This window comes from Streptomyces nymphaeiformis, from assembly GCF_014203895.1.
GTDB lineage: Bacteria > Actinomycetota > Actinomycetes > Streptomycetales > Streptomycetaceae > Streptomyces > Streptomyces nymphaeiformis.
This window is the reverse complement of the sequence record NZ_JACHJY010000008.1, coordinates 380233-403909: the sequence shown is the minus strand read 5'-3', so window position 1 is coordinate 403909 and position 23677 is coordinate 380233. Positions and strand designations below refer to the sequence as shown.

The 23677-nt window shown below is 72.4% G+C and carries 17 protein-coding genes and 1 pseudogene; 4 read left to right on the top strand and 14 right to left on the bottom strand.

From position 1 onward, the window contains the following. From GGE06_RS27915 to GGE06_RS27855, 13 genes are all read right to left on the bottom strand, one after another. Positions 1 to 1527 carry a Re/Si-specific NAD(P)(+) transhydrogenase subunit alpha gene (locus GGE06_RS27915; protein ID WP_116157879.1) on the bottom strand — a complete coding sequence of 509 codons (1527 nt, stop codon included), beginning with the start codon at positions 1525 to 1527 and terminating at the stop codon, positions 1 to 3. Between the two features lie 188 nt (positions 1528 to 1715). Beyond that, positions 1716 to 2951, bottom strand: coding sequence for an acyl-CoA dehydrogenase family protein (locus tag GGE06_RS27910; RefSeq protein ID WP_184932073.1), 1236 nt, complete (start codon positions 2949 to 2951; stop codon positions 1716 to 1718). Continuing rightward, entirely contained in the window at positions 2951 to 3988 is a 1038-nt protein-coding gene (locus GGE06_RS27905) for a phosphotransferase family protein (RefSeq protein WP_184932072.1), read from the bottom strand. The genes GGE06_RS27910 and GGE06_RS27905 overlap by 1 nt, the downstream gene beginning before the upstream one ends. Beyond that, positions 3985 to 4476, bottom strand: a complete 492-nt coding sequence (locus GGE06_RS27900; RefSeq protein ID WP_221518566.1) for a MaoC family dehydratase — start codon at positions 4474 to 4476, stop codon at positions 3985 to 3987. Before GGE06_RS27900 ends, GGE06_RS27905 begins: the two co-directional genes overlap by 4 nt. Next, positions 4473 to 5162, bottom strand: coding sequence for an HAD family hydrolase (locus GGE06_RS27895; RefSeq protein WP_116157882.1), 690 nt, complete (start codon positions 5160 to 5162; stop codon positions 4473 to 4475). Before GGE06_RS27895 ends, GGE06_RS27900 begins: the two co-directional genes overlap by 4 nt. After that, positions 5159 to 5914, bottom strand: coding sequence for an SDR family oxidoreductase (locus tag GGE06_RS27890; protein ID WP_116157883.1), 756 nt, complete (start codon positions 5912 to 5914; stop codon positions 5159 to 5161). The genes GGE06_RS27895 and GGE06_RS27890 overlap by 4 nt, the downstream gene beginning before the upstream one ends. An 85-nt stretch (positions 5915 to 5999) precedes the next feature. Next, positions 6000 to 7226, bottom strand: coding sequence for an acetyl-CoA C-acetyltransferase (locus GGE06_RS27885; protein ID WP_184932071.1), 1227 nt, complete (start codon positions 7224 to 7226; stop codon positions 6000 to 6002). A 142-nt stretch (positions 7227 to 7368) separates the two neighbouring features. Next, entirely contained in the window at positions 7369 to 7992 is a 624-nt protein-coding gene (locus GGE06_RS27880; RefSeq protein WP_184932070.1) for a TetR/AcrR family transcriptional regulator, read from the bottom strand. A gap of 10 nt (positions 7993 to 8002) precedes the next feature. After that, complete coding sequence (locus tag GGE06_RS27875) at positions 8003 to 8638, bottom strand: TetR/AcrR family transcriptional regulator (RefSeq protein ID WP_116157886.1); 636 nt, start codon at positions 8636 to 8638, stop codon at positions 8003 to 8005. A 68-nt stretch (positions 8639 to 8706) separates the two neighbouring features. Then, on the bottom strand, positions 8707 to 11049 hold the full coding sequence (locus GGE06_RS27870; protein ID WP_184932069.1) for a SpoIIE family protein phosphatase: 2343 nt from the start codon (positions 11047 to 11049) through the stop codon (positions 8707 to 8709). Between the two features lie 107 nt (positions 11050 to 11156). Further along, the gene (locus GGE06_RS27865) at positions 11157 to 12527 is read right to left on the bottom strand and encodes an MFS transporter (RefSeq protein ID WP_184932068.1); all 1371 of its coding nucleotides are present in this window, start codon (positions 12525 to 12527) and stop codon (positions 11157 to 11159) included. 93 nt (positions 12528 to 12620) lie between these two features. After that, positions 12621 to 12980 carry an ArsR/SmtB family transcription factor gene (locus GGE06_RS27860; RefSeq protein WP_116157889.1) on the bottom strand — a complete coding sequence of 120 codons (360 nt, stop codon included), beginning with the start codon at positions 12978 to 12980 and terminating at the stop codon, positions 12621 to 12623. A gap of 109 nt (positions 12981 to 13089) precedes the next feature. Then, a complete protein-coding gene (locus GGE06_RS27855; RefSeq protein ID WP_184932067.1) occupies positions 13090 to 15291 on the bottom strand; it encodes an HAD-IC family P-type ATPase in 2202 nt (733 codons plus the stop codon). Positions 15292 to 15384: 93 nt separating this feature from the next. Here GGE06_RS27855 and GGE06_RS27850 point away from each other — a divergent pair, with 93 nt between their 5' ends. From GGE06_RS27850 to GGE06_RS27840, 3 genes are all read left to right on the top strand, one after another. Beyond that, on the top strand, positions 15385 to 15768 hold the full coding sequence (locus tag GGE06_RS27850; RefSeq protein WP_116157891.1) for an ArsR/SmtB family transcription factor: 384 nt from the start codon (positions 15385 to 15387) through the stop codon (positions 15766 to 15768). Positions 15769 to 15923: 155 nt separating this feature from the next. Further along, entirely contained in the window at positions 15924 to 16226 is a 303-nt protein-coding gene (locus GGE06_RS27845) for a trypco2 family protein (protein WP_116157892.1), read from the top strand. Between the two features lie 48 nt (positions 16227 to 16274). Next, complete coding sequence (locus GGE06_RS27840; protein ID WP_116157893.1) at positions 16275 to 19859, top strand: CDC48 family AAA ATPase; 3585 nt, start codon at positions 16275 to 16277, stop codon at positions 19857 to 19859. 80 nt (positions 19860 to 19939) lie between these two features. Here the strand turns inward: GGE06_RS27840 and GGE06_RS27835 are convergent, their stop codons facing one another. Next, positions 19940 to 22492: a discoidin domain-containing protein gene (locus GGE06_RS27835; RefSeq protein ID WP_246532790.1), complete on the bottom strand. Its 2553-nt coding sequence runs from the start codon at positions 22490 to 22492 to the stop codon at positions 19940 to 19942. A 504-nt stretch (positions 22493 to 22996) separates the two neighbouring features. On the opposite strand from GGE06_RS27835, the pseudogene GGE06_RS27830 reads away from it, so the two are divergent. Continuing rightward, positions 22997 to 23596, top strand: a pseudogene (locus tag GGE06_RS27830) (serine/threonine-protein kinase); the annotation flags it as partial. Positions 23597 to 23677 lie beyond the last annotated feature (81 nt).

Sequence of the window (23677 nt, the reverse complement as noted above, 5' to 3'; positions counted from 1 at the left end):
TCAGCTCCGGTTGAACATGGCGAGCATGCGACGCGTCACCGCGAAGCCGCCGAAGACGTTGATACTGGCCAGAAGGATCGCCACGGCCGACAGCACCGTGACCGTGATGCTCGAATGCCCGATCTGCAGGAGCGCGCCGACGACGATGATCCCGGAGATCGCGTTCGTCACCGACATGAGCGGCGTGTGCAGGGCGTGGTGCACATGCCCGATGACGTAGTAGCCGATCACGATCGCGAGCACGAAGACCGTCACGTGGGGCAGCAGCGCGGCCGGCGCGAACCCGGCGGCGAGGAAGAGCGCGAGCGCGCCGACGGCCACACCGCCGAACTTCCGCTTCGCCGGCATCGGCTCCTTCACCGGCGACGGCTTCGTCTCGGCCACCTTGGCCGCGGGCGCCGGGGCCGCCGAGACCTGCACCGGCGGGGGCGGCCAGGCCGACTCGCCCTCGCGCACGACGGTGATGGAGCGCTGCACCGGGTCGTCCCAGTCGAGGACGAGGGTCGCGTCCTTGCCGGGCGTCATCAGCTTCAGCAGGTTCACGAGGTTCGTGCCGTACAGCTGCGAGGCCTGCGCCGGCAGCCGGCCCGCCAGGTCGGTGTAGCCGATGATCGTGACGCCGTTGTCGGTGACGACCTTCTCGCCCTTCACGGTGCCCACGACGTTGCCGCCGTTGGCGGCCGCCATGTCGACGATCACCGAGCCCGGCTTCATGCTCGCCACCATCTCCGCGGTGATCAGCGTCGGCGCGGGGCGCCCGGGGATCAGCGCGGTGGTGATGACGATGTCGGCCTCGCGGCACTGCGTGCTGTAGAGCTCGACCTCGCGCGCCTTGTAGTCGTCGCCCATCTCCTTGGCGTAGCCCGTCTTGGAGACCTCGACCTCCGCGGACTCGATCGACAGGTACTCGCCGCCGAGGGACCGGACCTGGTCGGCGACCTCGGGCCGCGGGTCGGTCGCCCGTACGATCGCGCCGAGCGAGCCCGCCGCGCCGATCGCCGCCAGGCCCGCGACGCCGGCACCGGCGACGAGCACCTTCGCCGGCGGCACCTTGCCCGCCGCGGTCACCTGGCCGGTGAAGAACCGGCCGAACGTGTGCGCGGCCTCGACCACGGCCCGGTAGCCGGCGATGTTCGCCATCGACGACAGCACGTCCATCGACTGTGCCCGGCTGATGCGCGGCACGGCGTCCATCGAGAGCGCCGTGAACGGCCGGCGGCCCAGCTCCTCGACCATCTCGGGGTCGAACGCCGGGGCGAACAGCGCGATCACCGTCGCCTCGGGCCGTACTCCGTCCAGCTGTGCGGGACTCGGGGCGTTGACGCCGAGCACCACGTCGGCGGCCGTGGCGTCGCCGATGCGCGCCCCGGCGGCCTCGTACGCGCTGTCGGTGAAGCCCGCGGCGACACCCGCGCCGGAGTCGACGACCACGTCGTACCCCAGTTTGCGGATCGGCTCGATCGTGGCCGGCGTGGCCGAGACCCGATGCTCACCTGCCCGCGCTTCCTTGAGGACTCCGACAATCACGAGTGTTCTCCGTTCGCTGGAGGTGCCGTCGACGGCCTGTAAACATCCCGACTGCGATTCGGGTTCCGAGTCCGACCAGAATCGGGCCGCCACCACCCCGATCGGAAGCGTGTGAGCGGTGATCCATCCCACATCACCCGACAGGGCGGTCGAGGCGGTCGCAAGGCACGCGCACGGCGGCCCCGGTGTCACGAGCGCGACGCGCGCGCCTTCGCCTGCTGCCGCAGTTCGCTCTTGGCCAGGGCGTTCTTGTGGACCTCGTCCGGGCCGTCGGCGAAGCGCAGAGTCCGGATGTGGGCGTACGAGGCGGCCAGCGGGAAGTCCTGGGAGAGCCCGCCGGCCCCGTGGACCTGGATCGCCTTGTCGAGGATCCACTGCACCGTCGACGGGGTCGCGATCTTGATCGCCTGGATCTCGGCGTGCGCGCCCTTGTTGCCGACGGTGTCCATCAGCCACGCCGTCTTGAGCACGAGGAGCCTCAACTGCTCGATGCGCACGCGGGATTCGGCGATCCAGTCACGGATGACGCCCTGCTCGGCGATCGGCCGGCCGAAGGCGACGCGCTCGTCGGCCCGTGCGCACATCAGCTCGACGGCCCGCTCGGCGATGCCGATCGAGCGCATGCAGTGGTGGATGCGGCCGGGGCCGAGTCGTGCCTGGGCGATGCCGAAGCCGTCGCCCTCGCCGCCGATCAGGTTCGCCGCCGGCACCCGTACGTCGGTGAGGCTCAGCTCGGCGTGACCGCCGTGCTCGCGGTCGTCGTAGCCGAAGACCTCCATGCCGCGGTGGATCTCGAAGCCTGGGGTGTCCCGCTCGACGAGGATCATCGACTGCTGCCGGTGCCGCTCGGCGCCGGGGTCGGTCTTGCCCATCACGACGAAGATCTCGGCGTTGGGGTTCATCGCGCCGGTGATCCACCACTTGCGGCCGTTGATCACGTACGAGTCGCCGTCGCGGACGATCGACGTGCCGATGTTGGTGGCGTCGGAGGAGGCGACGTTCGGCTCGGTCATCGCGAACGCCGAACGGATCTCGCCCCTGAGCAGCGGCTCCAGCCACCGCTCCTGCTGTTCCGGGGTGCCGAACATGTGCAGCACCTCCATGTTGCCGGTGTCCGGCGCCGCGCAGTTCATCGCCGGGGGCGCGAGGTGGATGCTGCGCCCGCTGATCTCCGCCAGCGGGGCGTACTGGAGGTTCGTCAGCCCCCCGCCCTCCTCCCCCGGCAGGAAGAGGTTCCACAGGCCGCGCCTGCGGGCCTCGGTCCGCAGCTCCTGGAGGACGGGGACCGAGTCCCAGGCCCAGGGGTCCTCGAGCTCGGCGAGCTGCTCGTGGAAGACCTTCTCGGCCGGGTACACGTGCCGGTCCATGAACTCGACCAGGGACGCGCGCAGTTCCTCGGTCCTGCTGTCGAACCGGAATTCCATCAGTGCGTCTCCTTCAGTGCGGAAAGGCCTGCGTCGAGCAGCGGGTCGATGGCGTCCCCGAGGGTCTCGAAGCCCTCTCCGACCGTCTGGCCGTTGAGGTGGCGGTAGTGGATGCCCTCGAGGATCACGGCGAGCTTGAAGGCGGCGAGGCCCAGGTGGAAGCCGATGCGGGAGAGGTCACGGCCGCTGCCCGCGGCGTACCGCTCGATCGTCTCGGCCTCGGTGAGGTGGCCGGGCGCGCCCGCGACGGTGCTGACGCCGGCGGCGTCGCCGGCGACCTCGCCGAGCCGGTTGTAGACGACCATCAGGGCGAGGTCGGACAGCGGGTCGCCGAGCGTGGCCATCTCCCAGTCGAGCACCGCCGTCGCCCGGTCGTCGCCGTCGACCAGCACGTTGTCGAGCCGGTAGTCGCCGTGCACGATGCCGCTGCCCGACTCCGCGGGGACGTCGGCGGAGAGCCGGCGGTAGAGCTCCCCGGCCGCCGGAAGGTCCCTGCTGTACGAGGCGTCCAGCTGCTTCTTCCAGCGGCGGACCTGGCGCTCCAGGTAGCCCTGGGGGCGCCCGAAGTCGGCGAGGCCGACGGCCGCCGGGTCCACCTGGTGCAGCGTCACGAGCGTGTCGACGAGCCGCTCCGAGATCAGCCGGGTGCGCTCCTCGCCGAGGGCGGCGAGTTCCGAGCCGAGCCGGTACGGGGTGCCTTCGCAGTGCGCCATCACGTAGAACGGCGCTCCCAGGACCTCGGGGTCGTCGCAGAGACCGAACGTCCGCGGCACCGGGACCGAGGTGTCGCGCAGCGCGCTCATCACGCGGTGCTCGCGGCCCATGTCGTGCGCGGTCGCCAGGACGTGGCCGAGGGGCGGCCGGCGGACGATCCAGGTACTGGTGCCGTCGGTGACCCGGTAGGTCAGGTTGGACTTGCCGCCGGCGATCAGCGTCGCCGCCAGGTCGGTGCCGGCGCCGGGCACGTGCGCGGTCAGCCAGCTGCCGAGCCGGTCCAGGTCGAGGCCCGACGGGGAGGGGTGTCGGTCGCTCGTCACGGCACCACCACGGTGACGGTGTCGGCCACGCACACCGGCTTGTCGCCGCCTTCGCGCTCGATCGTGATCCGGGTGACGACCTGGTGGCCCCCGGCGCCGGGGGTCACCTCGAGGAGCTCGACACCGGCCCGTACCCGCGAGCCGACCGGGACCGGAGCCGGGAACCTGACCTTGTTCGCGCCGTAGTTCACGCTCATGCGCACGCCCTGGATGTCGTACACCTCCCAGCACAGCATCGGGATCAGGCCGAGGGTGAGGTAGCCGTGCGCGATGGTGGTGCCGAACGGGCCCTGGGCGGCCCTGTCCGGGTCCACGTGAATCCTTCCCCGAGCTCTTCGAGCAGGGGATGCCCCATGATGGTCGCCCGTGGCATCGGCGAAGGTGTCGATCTGTTGTCGGCTGATCGTGTGCCAGTCCGAGTGGCCGAGGTGGGTGCCGGCCGCCTTCTCCAGCTCGGCCATGCCGTCGAACGTCCGTCGGGTGGTCATGCGGGGGCTCCGTCCGGCGTGGGGCGCAGCCCCGGGACGAGCGCGGCGAGCGCCGCGCGGGTGGAGGGTGCGTCGACGTGCAGGTGGGCCCGCATCCCGACGGCCCGCGCGCCGAGCACGTTGGGCTCGGCGTCGTCGAGGAAGAGCGCGCTCCCGGCGGGGACGCCGAGGCGTGCGAGGGTCAGCTCGTAGATGGGGGCCCGCGGCTTGCGCAGCCCCACCTCGCCGGAGATGACGACGGGGTCGAGCAGGGCGTCGATCCGCTCGCGCGGGTAGGTGTTGCCCCAGCTGTTGGAGAGGAGCGCGACCCGTATGCCGAGCTCGCGCAGCTCCTCGACGAGGCCGAACATCGCCGGGTCGGGGCGCATCGCGGCGAAGAGCCGGGAGAGCACGCCGACCGGGTCGACCGGCCGGCCGTCGGTGGTGGTGAGCTCCGCGGCGAGGAGGGCGTCGAACTCCTCGACGGCCAGTTCGCCGGTCTCCAGGCGGTGGATCGGGGTGCCGTCGGGCGCGCTGCGGGACATCCAGGCCTTGAGGGTCCGGGAGAAGGAGTGCGGCTCGATGCCGTCGGCCTCGATCCAGGCCGCGATCGACTCCTTCACGGGCAGGGTGAGCACGCCGCCGTAGTCGAAGACGACGGCCTCGACCGGTGCGGTCGGTGCCCGTCGCTGCCCGGAGGTGGTCACGAGGCCGCCGCCACGAGCGTGACGCCTCCGTCGATGACGACGTTCTGGCCGGTGATCCAGCCGGCGTCCGCGGAGAGCAGGAAGGCGACGACGCTGCCGATGTCCTCGGGCTCGCCGAGTCGCTTGAGCGGGTAGGCGTCGGCGAGTTCCCGCTCGCGGCCCTCGTACAGGGCGGTGGCGAACTTCGTCTTGACGACGGCCGGCGCGATCGCGTTGACGCGGATGTCCGGTCCCAGCTCGACGGCCAGGAGCTCGGTCATCGAGAGCAGCATCGCCTTGCTGGCGCCGTACATGCCGATCATCGGCGCCGGCTGTACGCCGGAGACCGAGGCGACGTTGACGATCGAGCCGCCGTGCTCCTTCATCCACGCCCCGTGGACCCGCTGGATCCAGGAGAGCGCGGCCAGGCAGTTGGTCTCGACGATCTTGCGGGCCGCCTCCAGGTCCAGCTCGATCATCGGGCCGTACACCGGGTTGACGCCGGTGTTGTTCACCAGCAGGTCGACGCTGCCGAACGCCTCGGTCGCCTGGCGGACGGTGTCGGCCTGGTGGGCGGGGTCGGCGGCCTTGCCGGCGACGCCGAGCGCGTGCGCGGGGCCGCCGAGGCGGGCGACGGCCTCGTCGAGCGTCTCCTTGGTGCGGCCGGTGATGACGACCCTGGCCCCCTCGGAGACGAGCCGTTCGGCGATGGCCAGGCCGATGCCGCGGCTGGCGCCGGTGACGATCGCGGTCTTTCCCTCGAAACGCTTCATGTTGTCCTTGTTCCTTCTCGACTCGGTCGATTTATCGGCTCGTTCGGCTTGTCGGCTCGTTCGGCTCGTCGGCTCGTTCGGCTCGTCAGCTCAGGCGCTCGATGACCATGGCCATGCCCATGCCGCCGCCGACGCACATGGACTCGACGCCGAACTGCTTGTCGTGCCACTGGAGCGAGTTGACGAGGGTGGCGGTGATGCGGGCGCCGGTCATGCCGAACGGGTGGCCGACGGCGATGGCGCCGCCGTTGACGTTGAGCTTCTCCAGCGGGATGCCGAGCTGCTGCGCGGAGCCGAGCGACTGCACGGCGAACGCCTCGTTGATCTCGTACAGGTCGATGTCGTCGAGACCGAGGCCGGCGCTCTTCAGCGCGGCGGGGATCGCCTCCACCGGGCCGAGGCCCATGATCTCGGGCGAGAGGCCGGTGACGGCGGTCGAGACGATCCGGGCGAGCGGGGTGAGACCGAGCTCCCCGGCCCGGGTGTCGCTCATGATCACCAGTGCGGCGGCGCCGTCGTTGAGCGGGCAGGCGTTGCCGGCGGTCACGGTGCCGTCGGGGCGGAAGACCGGCTTGAGGCCGCTGACGCCCTCCAGGGTGGTGCCGGGGCGCGGGCCGTCGTCGGCGGTGACGACGGTGCCGTCGGGGAGCGTGACCGGGGTGATCTCGCGGGCCCAGAAGCCCTCCTCGATGCGCTGGACGGCGAGGTTCTGGCTGCGGACGGCGAACGCGTCCTGCTCCTCGCGGGACATGCCGAGGACCTGCTGCACGTTCTCGGCGGTCTGGCCCATCGTGATGTAGACGTCCGGCAGGGACCCGGTCCCGCGGGGGTCGGTCCACTCGGACGCGCCGCCCTGCGTGCGCTCATGGGTGCGCCGGCCGGCGTCGCCGAAGGCCGGGTTGAGGATGTCGTGGCCCGGGATGAAGTCGCTGGTGCCGTTGTCGAAGTGGCTGACCGACTCCACGCCGGCGGAGATGTACGCGCTCCCCTCACCGGCCCTGATCGCGTGGAACGCCATCCGGGTGGTCTGCAGCGAGGACGAGCAGTAGCGCGTGACGGTCGTGCCGGGGAGGTGGTCGTAGCCCGAGAGGACGGCGACGTTGCGGCCCATGTTCCAGCCCTGCTCGCCGCCGGGCAGGCCGCAGCCGAGCATCAGGTCGGTGATCTCGCGCGGGTCGAGCTCGGGCACCTTCGCGAGCGCCGCCCGGACCATCTGGACGGTCAGCTCGTCGGCGCGCACGTCCTTCAGGGAACCCTTGCCGGCACGGCCGATCGGGGACCTGGCCGTCGAGACGATCACTGCTTCGGGCATCCGGGTCTCCTTTTACATGCTAAGCGGTTGCTTACTCGCGATGGGCCCACTGTGCAACGGGCGGCGGAGAGCCGTCAACCGGCAAGGGGGGTGCGAGCGGAATGACTTACGTCATGTCGACAGCGGCGCTCGAAGGCCGCCGTCAGCGGGTCGCGATGCCCGCGACGAACAGGTCGGCGAAGGTGCGGGCGACCTCGTCGGCCGAGGCGTCGCCCTCGGCGCGCCACCACATCGGAAGGTGGTGGACCGACCCGAAGCAGTAGTCGACGGCCAGCTCGGCGCTGACGTCGTCGCGGAACACGCCCTCACGCTGCCCCTCGACGACGAGCGCCCGGAAGGTCTCGTGGTAGCGACGGCGCTCACGGCGCACCTGCCGCTGGTTCTCCTCGGCGAGCTGGTGCAGCGACCGGAAGAAGATCGTGGCGCTCTGGATGTTCTCGATCGTCGTCACGACGACGTCCACCACCGCCGCGTGGACGCGCTCCGCGACCGGCAGGTCCATCGCCACCACGGTGTCGAGGTGCTCGGTCTGCATCCGCAGCACCCGGAGGTAGATCTCGTGGAGCAGGTCGTCCTTGGAGGGGAAGTAGTGGTACATGGCGCCCTTGGTGACCCCCGCGGCGCGCACCACGTCCTGCACCGACGTGCCGTCGAAGCCCTTCTCCGCGAAGAGTTCCAGGGCCGCGTCCAGCAACCGCTCAGGGGCCGTGCGGCCGTTGACGGTCGCGGGCGGGCGGCCTCTCCGGCGCCCCTCGGGTGCGGACACGGCCGGTCTCCTAGCGGCGCTTCGGGGCGTACGTCCCGAGGTACGCGGTCATGAGGCGGCGCGCCTCGTCGATCGTGGCCTCGTCGCCGGTCCTGGATCCCCTGAAGGCGACGCCGAAGATCCGGTCGGCGGCCTCGTAGCCGACGTGCACGGCGAGCTCGGGCGTGTCGGCGGCGATCAGCTCCCGGTCGAGCAGGTAGCGCCAGAAGGCCGAGGCCTGCGCCCTGCCCCAGGACTCCCCGAGCTCCACGAGCATCGGGGAGCGCCTCGATGCGTACCAGAGCTCCACCATGCTCGGGTGTGCGCGGCAGTAGGCGAGCTGCGGGTCGATCAGCGCGTCGATCACCTCGCGCAGGGTGCCGAGCCCGGGGTCGTCCGCCGCTGCGACGACGAGCTCTTCGACGTTCCGGCCGTGGCGCTCCATGAGCGCGGCGTCGACCTGGTTGCGGTCGGCGAAGTAGTGGTAGACGGAGGCGGTGGGAATGCCGGCGCGCTTGCCGATGGCGCCGAGCGTGGAGGCCTCGTACCCCTCCTCCGCGAGGAGCTGATCGGCGGCGTCCAGGATCGCCTGCACACGCAGCATGCCGCGGCGCTGCACGGGCGCCGGGCGAGAAGCCACCTGCGACGTCACCTGATTCTCGACCATGAGTCGAGAATATCAGCCGGAGGCCGTACAAGATCATCGGATGGCGGTGCGTCCCGGCCGTCCCGGGATCAGTCGCCGAGCCCGGCGCCGAGCACGTCTCCGAAGAGGTCGGGGCCCGGTTCCTCGGTGGCGAGCGGGACCTCGGCCCAGATCGCCTTCCCCTCGCGCGTGTAGCGCGTCCCCCACCGGTCGGCGAGCTGGGCGACCAGGAACAGTCCGCGGCCGCCCTCCTCGTCCGGTCTCGCCCGCCGCAGGTGCGGCGAGGTCTCGCGGCCGTCCGACACCTCGCAGATCAGCGCGCGGTCCTTGTCGCGCAGGAGCCGCAGGTAGACCGGCGGGGCCCCGTAACGGATGGCGTTGGTGACGAGTTCGCTGACGATCAGCTCGACGGCGAAGCCGACGGCGTCGAGGCCCCAGTGCTCCAGCTGGGCGTTCGTGGACGCGCGGGCTCCGGCCACCTTCGCCGGGTCCGGGTCGATGCGCCAGCCGGCCATGTCGTCCTCTGCCAGGGCGTGGACCCGGACCAGCAGGAGCGCGATGTCGTCGCGGGGGTGGGCGGGGAGACCGGACGCGACGATCCTGTCGCGCGTCTCGTCCGGACGGAGGTCCGGGTACTCGGTCAGGGTCCGGCACAGGTCGGCGACGCCGGCATCGGGATCGCGCTCGGGGCCCGTCACCAGTCCGTCGGTGAACAGTGCGAGGAGGCTGCGCTCGGCGATCTCGAACTCCGCGGACTCGAAGGGCAGTCCGCCGACGCCCAGGGGCAGGCCCACCGGCATCTCCAGGGGTGCGGCCGGCCCGCCCGGGGCGACGAGGACCGGCGGGAGGTGCCCGGCACCGGCCGCGGCGCACCGCCCGTGGACGGCGTCGTACACGAGGTACAGACACCGCGCGCCCACCGCCGGGTCCATGCCGTTCGCCCCTTCGGGGTCGCCGCCGATACGGGCCTGCCCGACCAGGGCGTCGAGTCGGCCGAGGAGCTCCTCGGGGGCGAGGTCGAGCGCGGCCAGGGCGCGTACGGTCGTCCGCAGCCGCCCCATCGTGACCGCCGCGTCCAGCCCGTGCCCCACCACGTCACCCACCACGAGCCCGATGCGGGCGCCGGACAGCGGGATCACGTCGTACCAGTCGCCGCCGACGCCCGTGGGTCCCGTGCTGGGGGCGTAGTGGTGGGCGGTCTCCACCGCGGTGTGCTCGGGCAGCTCCTGCGGGAGCAGGTTGCGCTGGAGGAGCAGGGCGGTGGCGCGCTCGCGGGCGTAGCGCCGTCCGTTGTCGACGCACACGGCGGTACGGGCGACCAGCTCGGCGGCCAGGGCGCGGTCGGCGTCGCCGAAGGCGCCCCTCGGAGCCGTGCGCAGGAGGGTGACCGTCCCGAGCCGCGCGGCCCCGGCCGTCAGGGAAAGGACGAGCCGCCGGCCGTCGGCGGGGAGGTCGGCGCCTCCACCGGTGACCCGGCGCGAGGGCGTGGACGCACTCCAGGGAACAGGCTCCTCCCCTGCGAGTACGGACTCCGCCAGGTCGACCCAGCCCGTGTCGGCGAGGTCGGGAACGGCCACGGCGAGGAACTCCTCGCAGGTCCGGACCCCGTCCAGGGTCGTGCCGATGCTGGAGGAGCGGCTCAGCAGCTCGAGGCGGCGCTGGGCCTCGTAGCGCTCGGTGATGTCGAAGGCCGATTCGCAGACGCCCAGGTGGTGACCGGCGGCGTCCTGCAGTCGGAAGTAGGAGCAGGACCAGACGTGCTGACGGGTGGTGGGGGCGCCCGGCACGGAACTCCGGTAGTGGAGGTCGATGACGGATTCGCCAGTGCGCAGGACGTGCTCGATCACCGATTCGAGCGAGCGGCCCCGCAGACCCGGGGAGATGATCTCGCCGTCGGGCAGGAGGTCCCTCACCTGCCGGCCGTACCACTCGTCGGGCCCGATGCCGAACGTCTCCGTCGTCGTGGGGTTGACCCATGTCACGCGGGCTTCGGCGTCCAGCACGGTCAGCGAGATCGGCGACTGGGTGGACAGTCCGTTCAGCATGGCCTGGTCGGTCGCCCAGCGCTCCATCCGCTCGGCCTCGATGGACACGACGCCCCAGGCCGCGGTGGCCGGCCGGGCCTCGGCGGGCCCCAGCTTCAGCGCGTACAGCACGACCCGCACGACGCTCCCGTCGCGCCTGCGCAGGGCCCGCTTCTCGCCCCCGGACCCGCCGGGCCGGTCCGGGTCGAAGAGAGGACGTCCGTCGACGGGGACGAGGAAGGCGCGGGCCGGCTTTCCGAGCACCTCCTCGGGCGCGTAGCCGTAGAGGTCCTGGGCCGCGCCGTCCCAGCCGATGACGTCGTCCCGGTGGTCGAGCACGGCGGTGGCCATGGTCCCCAGGCCGAAGGGAGAGTCGAGGTACCGCTCTCCTGCCCCGGGCATCGTCATGGCGGCCTCCCGACGGACGACCCCCTCACGTCAGGTTACTCGGCGTAGGCGGGGCGGCGCTCGACGGAACCGCGGGCCGGGGAGCCACCGGGCGACGCCGGGGAGGCTCAGGCGGCGGACCGGTGTCCCGCGTCCGCATCGGCCCGCACGGGCGGCCAGTGCGGGTGCAGGACGTCGATGTGGAAGTCGTGGGTGTGGCTCTGCCCGGCTCCCGCGAGATGCGGGTGGTCACGGGGCAGTTCGGGGTGGGCGTGCGGCAGTTCGGCCGGGTCGGTGCGGGGCCAGAGCCGTACCGCGACCAGGGTTCCGGCGAGCGCGACCACCGTCAGGACACCCGCCGCGACGGCCGGGCCGGCCCGTGCCGCGAGCCAGCCGGCCAGCGGGTAGGTGACGAGCCAGCAGGCGTGCGTGAGGGAGAACCGGGCGGCGAAGGCGGCGGGCAGATCGGGCGTCGCCGCGGAGCGGCGGACGAGCCGGCCCCCGGGGGTGAGGATCGCCGAGGTCGCCGCGCCGATGAGCAGCCAGGCCGCGAGCAGCGCGGGCCACGCCCACGAGCCCTTCCCCGGCCCTGCCGCGAGCCCGGCCCCCAGGAGCCCGAGCACGACGGTCATGACGACCGCGGCCGGCAGCATGAGGGCCCGGTCCCCCGCGCGGCCGAGCACCCGGGGCAGCAGCAGCGCCACGAGCATGGAACCCGCCCCGTACGCGCCGAGCGCGAGCGACACGTCCCCCGCGGAGCCGCCCAGGGTGTCGCGGACGAGGACCACCGTGTTGACCAGGACCATGGCGCCCACGGCGGCGACGACGAGGTCGAGGGCGAGCAGGGCGCGCAGCCGGGGGGTGGCGAGGAAGAGGCGTGTCCCGAAGGCGGCCTTGGCGTAGACGCCGCCGGTGCGCTCGACCGGCGGGGGCTTGGGCAGCAGGACGGAGACGACGAGCACGCCGGAGGCGACGAAGCCGGCGGCCGTGCCGGTGAAGAGCCAGGGGTACGAGATCAGGGAGAGGAGGGCCGCCGCGAGCGCCGGGCTGAAGAGGCTCTCCAGGTCGTACGCGAGCCGGGAGAGCGACAGCGCCCGGGTGTAGTCGCGCTCCTCGGGCAGCACCTCGGGGACGGTCGCCTGGAAGGTCGGGGTGAAGGCGGCGGAGGCGGCCTGGAGCAGGAAGATCAGTACGTACACCTGCCAGACCTGCGTCACGAACGGCAGGGTCAGCGCGACGCAGGCCCGGATCAGGTCCATGGAGACGAGCAGCGCCCGCCGGGGCAGGCGATCGGCGAAGGCGCTGGTGAGCGGCGCGATGCCGACGTACGCCACCATCTTGATCGCCAGTGCCGTACCGAGGACCGCAGAGGCGTTTCCGCCCGCGAGGTCGTACGCGAGCAGGCTCAGCGCGACGGTCGCGAGGCCGGTGCCGACGAGGGCGACGACCTGGGCGGTGAAGAGGTGGCGGTAGGTGCGGTTCCTCAGGACGGACAGCATGCGGGCACCCCTCGGTCGGCTGGGGTCTTCACCGTAACCGACGCGTGCACGGTTGCGCACCTATTGACTTGTCGCCGCGACTCGACCCCGCGGTCAGTCGTGCCAGGGCTCGCCCGTCACCTGGTGATCGGCGTGACTGACGGCCTCCACGACCATGCGCTTCATGTGCCCGTCCGGCAGCGAATACACCACGCGGCGGCCTTCCTTGCGCGACTCGACGAGGCCGCCGAGGCGCAGCTTCGCCAGATGCTGGCTCACCGCGGGCCGGGCGGCGCCCACCGCCTCGGCGAGGGCGCTCACGTCCGACTCCCCGCGGGACAGCAGCCACATGATGTGGAGCCGAGTGGGGTCTGCGAGCTGGGCGAAGACACGCGCCGCCGCCGTCAGCTCGGTGACGCCCGGCGTGCGCCGATGCGCATCGGGTGCGGTCGGGGTTCCTTCGCGTGAAGCCATGAGGGAATGGTAGGCACGGGACGACGGAGGCCGTCCGAGGAGTCCGGAACGGACCGGGCTCCGGGGCCGTCCCGGCCGCCCCCGCGCCGTGGCGGCCCGCGTCGGCGGCTCACCGGACCGCCGCGGGCCGGGCGCGCCGCCAGGCTCCGTCCGCGAGCAGACGCAGGCCGTTGAGGCCGACGAGGACCGTGGACCCTTCGTGACCGGCGACGCCGAGGGGCAACGGGAGGGTGCCGGCCAGGTCCCAGACGACCAGGACGGCGATGAACGCACCCGCGATGACGAGGTTCTGGACGACGAGCGCGCGGGCCCGGCGGGAGAGGCCGATCACCGTCGGGACGGTGGCGAGTTCGTCGCGCACGACGACGGCGTCGGCGGTCTCCAGGGCCAGGTCGGAGCCGGCGCGGCCCATGGCGATGCCGGTGTGCGCGGCGGCGAGTGCGGGGGCGTCGTTGACGCCGTCGCCGACGACGAGGACCTTGGCCCCGGCGCCCTGGAGCTCGTCGACCGCGGCGACCTTGTCCTGCGGCAGCAGGCCGGCGCGGACGTCGGTGATGCCGACCTCGGCGGCGAGGCGGGCCGCGGCGCGCGGATTGTCGCCGGTGACCAGGACCGGGGCCCGGCCGGTCAGTTCGGTGAGGGCACGGGTGGCGAGGGCGGCCTCGGGACGGAGCCGGTCCGCGATGCCGAGGACGCCGGCGGGGCGACCGTCGACGGTGACCACGACGGCGGTCCGTCCGCCCTCTTCGAGCGCGGCGGCGAGGGCGGCCGCCGGGTGGGCGACGCCGTGTTCGAGCAGGCGAGCCGGGCTGCCGACGGTGACGATGCGGCCGCCGACCGTGGCGGTGACGCCGGTGCCGGGGGTGGAGACGAAGTCCTCGACGACGGGGAGAACGAGCCCGCGGGCGCGGGCGGCCTCCACGACGGCGCGGGCGAGGGGGTGTTCGCTGGGGTACTCGGCGGCGGCGGCGAGACGAAGCAGGGAGTCTTCGTCGAACTCGGAGCGACCGGGACCACCGGGGTCACTGGGGTCACCGGAGCAGCCGGGACCACCGGGGTCGCCGGAGCGGCGGAGAGCAGCGGGGTCGCCGGAGTCGCCGAGAGCACCGGGATCGCCGAAGCTGCCGAGAGCACCGGAGCCGCCGAGACCACCGGGATCGCCGAAGCCGCCGGGACCACCAGGGTCACCGGAGCCGCCGAGAGCACCAGGGCCACCGGAGCCGCCGGGGCCGTCCACGAGTCGCACGTCCGCCAGTCGTGGAGTGCCCTCGGTCAGGGTGCCGGTCTTGTCGAGGGCGACCGCGTCGATCTGCCCCAGCCGCTCCATGACGACGGCGGACTTGACCAGTACGCCGTGACGGCCGGCGTTGGCCATCGCGGAGAGCAGCGGCGGCATCGTGGCGAGGACGACGGCGCACGGCGAGGCGACGATCATGAAGGTCATCGCACGCAGCAGGGTGGACTGGAGACCGGCCCCCGCGAGCAGGGGGATCGCGAAGATCAGCAGAGTGGCGGCGACCATGCCGAGGCTGTACCTCTGCTCCACCTTCTCGATGAACAGCTGCGTCGGCGCCTTGGTCTCGGCGGCTTCCTCGACCATCGCCACGATCCGGGCGATCACCGACTCCGAGGGGTCGCGCTCGACCTTGACCCGCAGGGCGCCGGAGCCGTTCAGGGTGCCGGCGAAGACCTCGTCGCCGGCCTGTTTGGCGACGGGCAGCGGCTCGCCGGTGATGGTGGCCTGGTCGACGTCGCTCGCGCCGTCGACCACCCGGCCGTCGGCGCCGATCCGCTCCCCCGGTCGTACGAGGACGAGGTCGCCCACGGCGAGTTCCGCGGCCGGAACGGTCTCCTCCGTGCCGTCGTCCGCGAGTCGGGTCGCGGTCTCGGGCGCCAGGTCGAGCAGGCCGCGTACGGAGTCGGCGGTACGGGCGGTGGCGACGGCCTCCAGGGCGCCGGAGGTGGCGAAGATGACGATCAGCAGCGCGCCGTCGAGCACCTGGCCGATCGCGGCCGCGCCGAGGGCCGCGACGACCATCAGCAGGTCGACGTCCAGGGTCCTGTCCTTCAGCGCCTTCAGACCCTCCCGGCCCGGCTCCCAGCCTCCGGTGACATAGGTCGCGGCGAACAGCGGCGCCCACAGCCACGCCGGCGCGTCCAGCAGGTACAGCGGGAGGGCGAGCAGGAACAACGCGAGGGCGGCGAGCGCCCAGCGGGCCTCGGGAAGGGCCAGGATCCTGGTGCGCCGGCGGGGCGGCGCGGAGCTCGATCCGGGGGCGGCCGCCGAGGGCCGTTCCAGGACAGAAGACATGACAAAGCAACCCTTCACGGGCGGATGGGGCGACCTGCCCACCATACAAGAACATCTGAACAGCTCTTCATGTCTCGTCCGTATCATGGTCGCATGGGCCACGGAACGAACGCCAACAGCGCCACCACCCGCGAACGCCTCGACACGGTCGGCGCGACCGACGTGGCCGCGACCCTCCAGGCCCTCGCCACGCCCTCGCGGCTCTACATCCTGGCTCGCCTCCGCGAAGGACCGTCGTCGGTCGGCGACCTCGCCGCCGCCGTCGGCATGGAGCCCTCGGCCTGCTCCCACCAGCTCCGCCTGCTGCGCAACCTCGGCCTGGTGACCGGCGAACGGCACGGCCGCTCGATCGTCTACGCGCTCTACGACAACCACGTCGCCGAACTCCTCGACCAGGCGCTCTACCACGTCGAGCACCTCCGCACGGGCCTGCGCGACCTCCCTCAGGAGCTCGCGGCTCCGGCGGCGGCCGAATAGCCCTGCCGACGAGAGCCGGGGAGCCGGGGAGCGTCCCCGCGATCGAGTAGGTGATCCACAAGCGAGCCTCTAACATGAGCACCTCACCCGGCCCCCCTCCGCAGCCGTCGCCACCTGTGCGGCCGCGTCTGGTAGCCGGCATGAGAGGGGGGTTCATGGAGATCGGTCTGGCGGACACCATCAAGGCCCTGCGCGGGGAGCTGTCGAGGGCCATGGCGGACGGCGAGGGTCAGCCCGTCCGGCTTCGGGTGCAGTCCGTGAAGCTGGACGTGCAGGTCGCCGTGACGGCGTCGGCGGAGGCCCACGGCGGGGTCAAGTTCTGGGTCCTGTCCGCCGACGGGAAGGCGACCGAGGGCACGTCCGCCACGCACACCGTCTCGTTGGAGCTGACGGCGGAGACCGCCGAGGGCGGCTCGGTGCTGACGGATTCGGCGCGTGGGGCCCGGCTGGAGGACTGACGCCGTGAGTGAGTCGGCCGGCCGCCGAGGAGCCCGGGCGGGTCGGCGGTGATCGACGCGCAGCAGGGTCTGGAGCGGGTCGCCATGGTGGTCCGCCGGGACCCCGACGGCACCCCTCGTTTCGCGGCGACCGGTTTTCTGCTGGCTCCCGGGCTGGCCATCTGCGCGGGTCACGGTTTCACCCGACACGGAGCCGTCCACGAGGTGCGGCTGCCGGGGCAGTCCGCGCGGCGGGTCGGCGTCGTGGAGGTGTTCCGGCACCGCGACCCGGGGGTGGACCTCGCCCTGTTGCTCCTCGGTGACGGAGGCGACGCGATCCCTCCGGCCCGGTGGGGCGTCGTCCCTCCGGCCGTGGGATCCCTCCCGTTCGTCGCCGTCGGGTTCCCCGACTTCGCGTCCCGCGGGGACGTGCCGACGACACGGCAGATGACCGGTTCGATCCTGTTGGGTTCCTTTCTCGGAAGCCACGAGATGGAGCTCTCGCTCTCGAGTCCCGCCCCCCGACAGGCGGTCGGATCCCCGTGGCAGGGGGTGTCGGGGGCGGGCGTCCTCACCCGGAACGACGTCCTGGTGGGCGTGTGCACGAGCCACCACGTTCCCGCCGGCGCCGCGAGCCTCACGGCGACCGGTTTCTCCCGGCTGACCGAAGACCCGGAGTTCGAGCGGCTGCTGGCCGAACACGGGGTGGAACAGGCCTCGTTGGGCCCGGCCGTACTCTTCCCCGAGGACGGCGACATCCGCCGCCGCATACGCACACACGCCGACGTGGCCCGGGATCTGCGCGGACGACGCAACTACCTGGATCAGGAGCAGCTCCCCTTCGTCCACCCGGGGGTGGAGCACGACTCCCATCCGGACAGGCTGTTCCGCAGGCTGAGCGCCGACCGGCCGCGCGGGGTCCTTCTGATCGGACCGGCCGGATCGGGCAAGACGCGCACGTGCTTCGAGGTCGCACAGCGGGCCGACCGCGCCGGCTGGCAGGTCCTGCACGTCCAGGCCGACAGCTCCGTGGACCTCGACGATGTGGCGACGTCGGTCCTGACGGGTGGACGCAGACGGGTGCTGCTGGTGCTGGACTACCTGGACGCCTGCCCGCAGTTGGACCTGCAGGCCCTTGACGAGGTGCTGCTTCCGGAGGCCCGGAGGCGCGGCGTCACCGTGGCGTGCCTGGCCTCGGTGCGGCCGGGCGCACGGCACGCCGTCCACCTGCGCGGCAGCGCGCGCGTGCTCGACGAGGTCTTCGTACGGGACGACTGGCCCCATCAGTCCGCGGTCATCACGCAGGTGCTGACGCACGCGGCCCCCGAGACCGTGCGTACGTGGGGGCTCGAAGAGCTGTCCCGACTGTGCGGGCGCCGTCCCGTCACCGCCCTGCTCATCGCCCGGGCCATCGAGGAGCAGGGCCTGGGGCGGCTCCCGCTCAAGGTGACGGCCTCGGTGCGCCCCGGCGAACTGCTCGCATGGCTCCGGGAAGGGATGCGGCGGGACGCTCTCGCGACGAGTCTCGCCGGCTCCGCTTCGCCTCTGGACGTCGCGACTCCTGATGTCGGGCAGCTCGCGTTCGCCGTGGCGGTGGCTTCCGCCCCACAACCCCGGCGGACCGTCGAGCGGACCGTCGACTCCTTCCTCGCCGCGGCAGGGGACCAGGGCAGGCGCTACAGCGGGCGCCAGGTGGTCGACACGCTGATCTCGTTGGGATGGCTCGACGAAGCCGACGGACGGCTGGTGGTCGTCCACGACATCGTCACCGACGAACTGCTGCTGCAGTCGCTGATGCCCGCTCCGGGGTGGAGCGTCCACCAGCCCTCCGCCGACCCCCTGCTCGCCGCGGTCGCACGGCATCCCCGCACGTTCTCCGTGTTCACGGGCCATCTCCGGCGCCTTGCCGTCGACCTGACCGCTCACGGCCCCGCCCACCGCGCCACCGCCCTGGAACGGTTCTGCGGCGAATGGCTGGTCGCCCACGCGGATGCACTGGGGCGCCTCCTGGAAGACGCCGGCCCTGACGGTGAACAAGCGCTGCTCACCCTGGTGACGAGCAGGCCGTGGCACGACTACGCGCCTTCGGTGTGGAGCACGCTCGTGACGCCCTGGCTCGTCCGGGCCGAGGAAGGCTTCGTGGCGCAGCCCTTCCTGACCGCCGCCCTTCGAGGTTCGGACGAACCCTCGGCCGCCCTGGTGGACGCTTCCGTCGGCTGGCTCGCGCGTCGCGGCCGGCAGACCGATGCCGAGCATCTCCTCCGCGCCCTGCTGGCCCGTCCGGACCTCTCGTCCGAGGCCGAGGCCCTCGTCGTCGACTGCACGCTCGGGTGGGTGCCGTCCCGGCCCGACTGGCGCTACACGCCTGCGCTTCTGAAGCGCCTGCTGACGATGGACCACCCGCCCGCTCGGCTGGCGCAGGTGACGCGCGTGGCCCTCGGGTGGTTGACGCACTACCGGGTCGGCGGAGTCGGTGCGGTGGTCCGTGCCCTGCTCCAGCGCGAGGACGTCGACGACACCGTCCGCGAGGAAGCGGTCAGCAGGGGGTTCGCCTGGTTGCGCTCGGGCATGCGGGCCGGCACGGATGTGGGACCCACCGTGTGTGCCCTCCTGGAATGCGACCGCCTGCCCGAAGCCGCCCGGATCGAACTGTTCCGCCTCGCCCTGGAGTGGCTGGACAAGCCGCGGAGGCACCCGAGCACGGGCCGCGTGCTGCGCGGCATTCTGGTCGACGAGCGCTGTCCGGCGGAACTGAAGCGCCGTGCGGGCGACCTGGCGCGCTCGTGGGTCACCCAAGGCTTTGCCGAGTGGGAGGCGTCGAGCCACTCCCAGCTCGTGCAGGCCCTGCTCGTCCACGACGACACGCAGGACGCGGCTCTCCCCTTGCTGGACCAGCTGGCCTCACAGCCTGGTTCTCCCTCCTCCCCGGCGGTGCTGCAGCGCCTGCTCCTGCACCACGACCAGCTCAGCCCGGACCAGGCTCGCGCGACGGTCGCACACGCGCTCGTATGGCTGAGGGATCATCAGGACCCCGAAAGCCTCGCCACCGTCCTCAGCCCCCTTCTCCGCGTGCCCGAACTGACCGCCCACCAGCTGCAGGAGGCGGTCGGGCACGGGTTCGCCCATCTCCTGGCGCACCCGCACGACCACGAGGCCATGGCCATGATGCTGAGTCAGCTCAACGGCCTGACCGCCGCCCAGGCCCGGGCCATCGCCGACGTCAGCCTTCGCTGGCTGGCCTCCCACGGAGGCAAGGCGCAACGGGCCGTGCTGGCCTCGTTCCTCACCCGCCACGACCTGTCCGCCGAACAGACGCGTGCCGGCATCGACATCGCCTTGGATCGCCTGACCGCCGACACGGCGTCCAAGGACCGCGCCGTACTCTCAGGAGTCCTGCGCAACCCCGCCCTGGAGGCGGACCGGCGCTCCCGTGCCGTCGACTGTGCGCTGCGATGGCTCCATCGGCACGGCGGCCTGCCCAAGGCCAGTCTGGTCCTCGAAGACCTGCTCACCCTTCCGTCGCTCCCGGGCGGCGAAAGGACGCTGCTCCTTCGTCTGGCCGATGACTGGCTCGACCGGCATGCGGAACATCCGCTCGCCGAGAGACTGCGCGCCGCCCTGACGTCGTGCACGGCCGGTGGCCGAACCGGGTGAGCGACGGCGGCGCCCGTCACCGGCCCCCGCACGTGCTCGGGGCCGGCGACGGACGCCGCCGTCGTACCGTCGGAAGAAGGTCAGGAGACGGTGATGAACTTGGCGGTGCTCGGCACCCCCTGGGCGTCCAGGGCGAAGAGCATGTAGGTGCCCGGCAGGACGACGCCCTTGTCGGCCGGGATGGAGACCGTGTACGTGCCGGTTCCCGTGGCCGTGGACGTCAGCGGGACGCGCCGCTGGTCGTTGTCCGTCGAATGGGTCGCGGCCGCGGCCCGCATCAGGACGAAGGAGGCGACCGGCCCCTCGGTGGTGACGGTGAGCGAGGTGCCGGCGGCGGCCCGGGGCGGTACTCCGCCGGTGACGACGGGGCGCGGCTTGGGCGAGCCGTCCGCATTGAGCAGGTACGGCGGGGTGAACACGGCCCCGTCGGCGTGGTTGGTGGCGCAGTCGCCGCACAGGCCGCCGCCGCCGGAGAAGATCCGCCCGTCGGGCAGCAGGTTCGCCACGCTGTGGTAGTTGCGCGGGATCGCCATGCTGGCGAGCGGGGTGAAGCGTCCGGTCGCCGGGTCCCACAGCTCGGGGGTCAGCACGGACGTGGCGTCGCTGAACGGCACGGGGAACGTCTGCCCGCCGAACACGGCGACCTTGCCGTCGGGCAGGACGACGCTGTTGCCGAAGGCGCGGGCGTAGCCCATGTCGCCGGTGCGCGCGGACTGGACCTGACCGCCGTCGACGTTCACGGTGTACGCGCGCCGGGTGGCGGGCGTGTTCTCGTACGCGGGCGAGCCGCCCAGGGTGAGCAGCTTGCCGATGTCGTACGCGACGGCGTTGCCGGTCATGGCGTCCTGGCTGTCGCCCCGGGTGCCGGCGGAGGTGATGCTCCCGTCCCCGTCGGTCGTGATCCAGTTCATCTGCTTGCTCGGGCCCACCTGGAGCACCTTGCCGCCCGAAGTGGCGTACAGCCACATGTGGTTGTCGGCGCGGTAGGCGCCGCGGGGGTCGGCCGTCATCGCCGGGACTGCGGGGACGCCGGGGAGCTTGCGCCAGGTGCCGGTGTCCGGGGACCAGACCTCGCCGGACTTGTCGCCCGTGGCTCCGCTCCAGGATCCGCCGAGGACGAAGGCCTCGCCGGTGGAGAGCAGGGTCATCGCCTGGTAGCCGCGGGCGATGTTCATGTCGGTGGTCGCCGACCAGGCGTCGGTGGCGGGGTCGTAGATGCTCGCCTTCTGCGCGTTGCTGCCGCCGGTGACCAGGACCCGGCCGTCGGCGAGCATCGCTATGCCCGGGCAGAACATGTCGTGGCCGGTGTTGTCGATGCGGCGCTGGGTGACCTTGCCCGTCTTCAGGTCCAGGATCGCGGTCTGGGTGTAGCCGTTGCTGCCGCCGAAGCGGTCGACGGCGTACGCCGACCAGGCCAGGAGCTTGTCGCCCGGCAGGACGGCGGTGGCGACCGGCACCAGGGGGAAGCCGGTGATCCGGCTCCAGGAGCCGTGGGCGGCCGGGTTGGCGGGTCCGCTCAGGCGTATCTCGGCGGCGGAGGTCCAGGGCCCGCGGTTGCCGGCCTCGCTGGTCACGGTCAGGCGTATGTAGCGGGCGTTGGCGCTGCGGGTGAAGGTGGCGGTCTTGACGGTGTCGTCGTCGCGCCAGGTGCCGGTGGAGACCGGTGTGCCGAAGGTGGTGCCGTCGGTGCTGGTGGTGATGGTGTACGCGCCCGCGCGCCCGTTGATGCCGTCCTTGCGGGGCTGGTAGACCAGGGCGGAGACGGCCGCCGTGCGGTGCATGTCGATGGTGACGGTGTGCGGCAGCGGGGCGGGGGTGCCGGACCACCGGCTGTGCCAGAGGGTGGCGGCGTCGCCGTCGAGGACGTTGGCCGCGCGGCCGTTCTCCTTGACGGTCTCCTCGTCGCTCGCCGTGGCGGTCCATCCGGTACGGGGCAGGTCGACGGTGGCCGCCGGGGTTCCGGGGTCGCCGAGGAGGTTGAGCTCCGCGGCGGAGCTCCACGGGCCGCGGTTGCCGGCCTCGGTCCTGGCGGTGAGCCGGACGAACCGCGCGCCCTGCGGGGCGAATCCGAGGGTCTTGGCGCTGGGATCGTCCGCGAGCGTGCCGGTGGCGACCGGACTGCCCCAGTTCTGGCCGTCGGCGCTCAGGCTGATGCTGTACTCGCCTATGCGCCCGTTGATCCCGACGGAGCGGGGCTGGTAGACGAGCGCCGAGATCACCGCCGTGCGGTGCATGTCGATGGTGACGGTGTGCGGCAGCGGGGCGGGGGTGCCGGACCACCGGCTGTGCCAGAGGGTGGCGGCGTCGCCGTCGAGGACGTTGGCCGCGCGACCGTTCTCCTTGACGGTCTCCTCGTCGCTCGCCGTGGCGGTCCATCCGGTCCGGTCGAGCTTGGGAGCCGTCGGCTCCATGGCGTTCGCCGGAGCCACGCCGTGATGCGGCGACTGCTTCGCCGTCTGCTGCTCAAGAGCCCCCGGCACCGGCCGGGGCGTCGGGCGGGGGCCGTCCAGCCCCGTACTCGCCACTCCCAGCAAGGGGGTGAGCCCGACGAGCAGCGAGCCGAGAGCGAAGGCGATGTAGAGAGGGGAGCGTCGGAACGCTCCGGCAAGGGCGCGCATGCGTCTGGGCTGCAATCGGGCCTCCTGGGCGAACCGTGAACCGTCGCGGGCCCCTCGAACATAGGTCAGAACGGTTCAACTCGATCGCGAAACAGAGGAGTTGGCACAAAACCGCGCCGGCCGCACACGACACGGCACCCGGGGCGCCACGACGGGGCACCCGCCTGGAGGATTCACGACCCCGGACGCACGAAAGGCCGCCCTCTCACGGATGAGAGAACGGCCTCCGACCTGCGTTTCCGCATGGTCGGGACGACAGGATTTGAACCTGCGATCCCTTGACCCCCAGTGGCCCATCGTACACCGCCGCGCACACCGTGTGGTCCCCAAATGGTCCCCAAGATGCTCGGGCGGCCTGCCATCAGGAGGCCAGCGATGACTGCACGGCAGCCAAGGAGCGAGCTCCCTCCACTCGTTTCAGGGGCGTGCGGATAGCATCCTGCGACCAGGCCTGAATGGTGCCTGCGACTGGTGAGTTCAGTCCCACGCGCTCCATCGCAGCAAAGAAACGGACGCCTCGTGAGCAATGCTCGCCCCGGCGGGCGGGTACAGCCCAGCCGCCCCGGTGACCCCAAGCGGGTCGGCCCGTACCGCATCATCGGGCGCCTCGGCTCGGGCGGCATGGGCACCGTTCACGCCGGCCTGAACGCCGCAGGCCTCCGGGTCGCGGTCAAGGTCATCCATCCCGCTCAAACCGATGACCCTGAGTTCCGCGCCCGTTTCCGCCGCGAGGTCCAGCTCTCCGCCCGCGTCCAGGGACCGTGTCTCATACCCCTCCTCGCGGCCGATCCGGACGCGGACACCCCATGGCTGGCCACCGCCTACGCTCCAGGTCTCACCCTCGACCAACACCTCACAGCGCACGGCCCCCTCACCGGCGCCACTCTGCTCGCCTTCGCCGCCGGCACCGCCCAGGCCCTCGCGGCCATCCATGCGGCGGGGGTCGTCCATCGGGACGTCAAACCGCAGAACGTCATCCTCACCCCGGCCGGCCCCCGCGTCCTCGACTTCGGCATCGCCCATGCCGCAGACGGCACGTCCGTGACCCGAACCGGCGTCATGACCGGCACCCCCGGCTGGGTCAGCCCCGAGCACTACCGCACCGGCTCCGCCGGACCCCGGCGCGCCCCGCGGGCCGACCCCGCCGGTCGGGCGCGCGGCTGCGCTGGGTATGGCGGAGCTGGAGGCGCTGATCGTGTG